The sequence below is a fragment of the Methylobacterium sp. CCH5-D2 genome (genome assembly GCF_001556475.1).
In the GTDB taxonomy this organism is placed as follows: domain Bacteria; phylum Pseudomonadota; class Alphaproteobacteria; order Rhizobiales; family Beijerinckiaceae; genus Methylobacterium; species Methylobacterium hispanicum.
Window position 1 is genome coordinate 1 of the sequence record NZ_LSIX01000475.1, and the last position, 3,610, is coordinate 3,610.

A 3,610-nucleotide genomic window follows, 5' to 3' on the forward strand; every position below is an offset into this window, starting at 1 on the left:
CCCCCAGCCTGTCCGATCGGGCGTGAGCCCGAAGACGTCCTACTCGAGGCCGAGCGCCACGAAGCGCACGTCGCCCTTCGCGTCGGCGACCTGGAGCAGGATCGACTTGCGGCCCTCCTTCTTCAGGGCGTCGACGCGCTTCGTCACCTCCGCGGGGCTGCTCACGCTCTCCTGGCCGACCTCGACGATGACCTCGCCCGGCTGGATGCGCTTGTCGGCGGCGGTGGAGTTCGGATCGACGCGGGTGACCACGACACCCTTCACGGTCTCCTTGATGGAGAAGCGGCGGCGCAGTTCGTCCGTCATGCCCGAGAGGTTGAGGCCGAGCGCCTGCCGCACGGCGTTCTCGGGCTCGGGCTGGCGGGCGTTGGCGAGCTGGGGCCGCTCGTTGTCCTCGAGGCGGCCGAGGGTGACGGCCTTGGTCTGCTCCTCGCCCTTGCGCACGATCATGACGTCGACCTTCTGGCCGACCGGCGTCGAGGCGACGATGCGGGGCAGGTCGCTCGAGGCCTTCACCGGGTTGCCGTTGAAGCGGGTGATCACGTCGCCGACCTCGAGGCCCGCGCCCTTGGCCGGACCCTTCTCGTCCACGCCCGCCACCAGCGCGCCGCGTGCGCCGCCCTTGAGGCCCAGCGCCTCGGCGGTGGCGTCGTCCACGTTCTGGATGCGCACGCCGAGCCAGCCGCGCCGCACCTCGCCGAACTCGCGCAGCTGGTCGATCACGGGCTTGGCCGAGGCCGAGGGCACCGCGAAGCCGATGCCGACCGAGCCGCCGGTCGGCGAGAGGATCGCCGTGTTGATGCCGATGACCTCGCCGTTCATGTTGAACAGCGGGCCGCCGGAATTGCCCTTGTTGATGGCCGCGTCGGTCTGGATGTAGTTGTCGTAGGGGCCCGACTCGATGTTGCGCCCGCGCGCCGAGACGATGCCGGCCGAGACCGAGCCGCCGAGCCCGAACGGGTTGCCGATCGCCATCACCCAGTCGCCGGGGCGCAGCCGCTCCGAATCCCCGAAGGGCACCGCCTTGAGCGGACGCTCGGCCGTGGGCTTCACCCGCAGCACCGCGAGGTCGATCTTCGAGTCCTTGCCGATGATCTCGGCCTTCAGCTTTGTGCCGTCGTGCAGGATGACCTGGATGTCGTTGGCGTCGCCGATGACGTGGTTGTTCGTCACCACGATGCCGGAGGCGTCGATGATGAAGCCGGAGCCGAGCGAGTTCGACTTGCGCTGGGTGCGCGGCTGCTCGCTCTCGCCACCGCCGCCGCGCCCGCCGCGCTTGTTGAAGAACTCCTCGAACAGGTCTTCGAAGGGCGTGCCGGGCGGAAGCTGGGGGCCGCTGCGGCTGGAGCGCTGCTCGACCGTGGTGGAGGCCGCGATGTTGACCACCGCGTCGGTGACCTGCTCGGCGAGGTCGGCGAGTGATTCCGGGCCGCGGGCGAGAGCGGTCACCGGCAGGGCGGTACCCGCGACGGAGACACCGATCAGGGTGGCCGCGAGCAGGCCGCGCGCGCGGGCGAGGACGGGTCGGCCGGAGGCCGGGGCGGGATTCATGGTCGACCTCTTCAAGGGCGCGTTTCCTGCAGTGCTGGGGCCGGTGGCCCGGCCTGTCCGAACCCGCCGGAGCGGGGACGGAGCGAAGGCATAGATTCGGTGGCGCGGGGCCGTCTTCAAGTGCGAAGGGCCCCCGCGATGGTCGCAGGGGCCCTTCGGGAGAGGTCCGGGTTCAGCGCGCCGGCTGGGTGGAGCCGGTCGCTCCGGGCTCGGAGCGGGTCGCGCTCCCCTGCGGCGCGCGGCCCTGCGGGTCGCTGAAGTAGCGGAAGAAGTCCGAGGTCGGGCTGATCACCAGCCGGGTCTCGGGGCCCTTCAGCCCGGTCTCGTAGGCCTGCATCGAGCGGTAGAAGGCGAAGAAGTCGGCGTCCTTGCCGAAGGCCTCGGCGAGGATCCGGTTCTTGTCGGCGTCGCCCTGGCCGCGCAGCTTCTCGGCGGTCTGTTGCGCCTCGGCGAGCAGCACCGTGACGTCGCGGTCGGCCTTGGCCCGGATGGTGGCGGCAATCTGGTCGCCGTTCGCCCGGATGTCGGCGGCCTCGCGCTCGCGCTCGGTCTTCATCCGCTTGTACACGGCCGAGGAGTTCGCCGCCGGCAGATCGACGCGGGTCATGCGCAGGTCCACGATCTGGATGCCGAGCGCCTTGGCCTGCCGGTTCACGTCCTCCTGGATCTCGTTCATCAGCCGCGTGCGCTCGGTCTTGACGATGGCGTCGCGGGTCGAGCGGGCCAGCACGTTGCGCAGCGCCGAGTTGGTGAAGCTCGCCAGACGCTGGTTGGCCAACGCGATGTTGTTCACCGACTGGTAGAAGCGCAGCGGATCGATGATCCGGTAGCGGGCGAAGGCATCGACCTCCAGGTTCTGGCGGTCGGCGGTGAGCAGCGTCTGGACCGGCAGGTCGAGGTCGAGCACCCGCTTGTCGAAGACCACCACGTTCTCCATGAACGGGATCTTGAAGTAGAGGCCCGGCCGGTCCTCGCCGGTCTGGTTGAGCACGGCGCGCACGCGGCCGAACTGCAGGACGAGGGCCTGCTGCATCTGACCGACGGTGAAGACCGAGGCGTAGAGGGCGAGGGCGATCGCGGCCGCGATCACCGCGAGCCCGGTGCGGAGCGTCTGGCCGTTCATCGGGCGGCTCCGGTCTGGGTGTTGCCCTGGACGCGGCCCCCGAACTCGGCGAGCGGCAGAACGGGGAGCACGCCGGCGCTGGCCGCGCCGGACGGGCCCTGCCCGTTCTGGTCGATGATCACCTTGTTCACGGACCCCAGCACCTTCTCCATCGTCTCCAGGAACAGCCGCTCGCGGCTCACCGCCGGCGCGACCTTGTAGGATGCGTAGACCTCGTCGAAGCGGGCCGCCTGGCCGGTGGCGTCGGCGGTGGCCTTCGTCTTGTAGGCCTCGGCCGCCTGCACGATCTGGGCGGCGCGGCCGCGGGCCTGCGGCACCTCGCGGCTCGCGTAGGTCTTGGCCTCGTTCTGGACGGTGTCGGCGTCCTGCTGGGCCGCGTTCACGTCGATGAAGGCCGGCCGGACCTCCGGCGGCGGGTTGACCGAGACGAGCTGCACCACCTCGATGCGCACGCCCGCGCCGTACTCGTCGAGCGCCGCCTGGAGGATCTCACGCACCTCCTGGGCCACGCTCGACTGCTCGTTCGTGAGGATCGCCTGGATGTTGCGCCGGCCCACCACCTCGCGCATCGCGCTCTCGGCGATGGCCTTGATGGTGCCCTCCGGGTTCTGGAGGTTGAACACGAAATCCGAGGCCTTGAGCGGGTTGACGCGCCACTGCACCTCGAAGTCGAGATCGACGATGTTCTCGTCGCCCGTGAGCATCAGGCTCTCGTCGGGCACGTCGCGCATGGAGGTGCGCCCGCTGCCCGAGGAGCGGAAGCCGACCTGGATCGAGTTGACCTGGCCGACATTCGGCTTGGTCACCGCGCCGACCGGGTAGGGGAAGTTGTAGCGCAGGCCCTCGCCCTTCGAGCCGACGTAGCGGCCGAAGATGGTCTCGATGCCGACCTGGTTCGGCGCCACCGTGTAGAAGCCGGTCAGCAGCCAGACCGCG

Annotated in this window: 3 protein-coding genes; all 3 read right to left on the reverse strand. The window is 70.1% G+C overall.

The annotated features are described in order from the left end of the window. Nucleotides 1-39: 39 nt before the first annotated feature. On the reverse strand, nucleotides 40-1,551 hold the full coding sequence (locus tag AX737_RS12060; protein WP_066921627.1) for a DegQ family serine endoprotease: 1,512 nt from the start codon (nucleotides 1,549-1,551) through the stop codon (nucleotides 40-42). Between the two features lie 172 nt (nucleotides 1,552-1,723). Next, on the reverse strand, nucleotides 1,724-2,674 hold the full coding sequence (locus AX737_RS12065; protein WP_066921629.1) for a protease modulator HflC: 951 nt from the start codon (nucleotides 2,672-2,674) through the stop codon (nucleotides 1,724-1,726). Continuing rightward, nucleotides 2,671-3,610, reverse strand: a 940-nt coding sequence (hflK, locus tag AX737_RS12070) for an FtsH protease activity modulator HflK (RefSeq protein ID WP_066921631.1), incomplete at its 5' end; no start/stop codon positions are given. The genes AX737_RS12065 and hflK, both read right to left, overlap by 4 nt.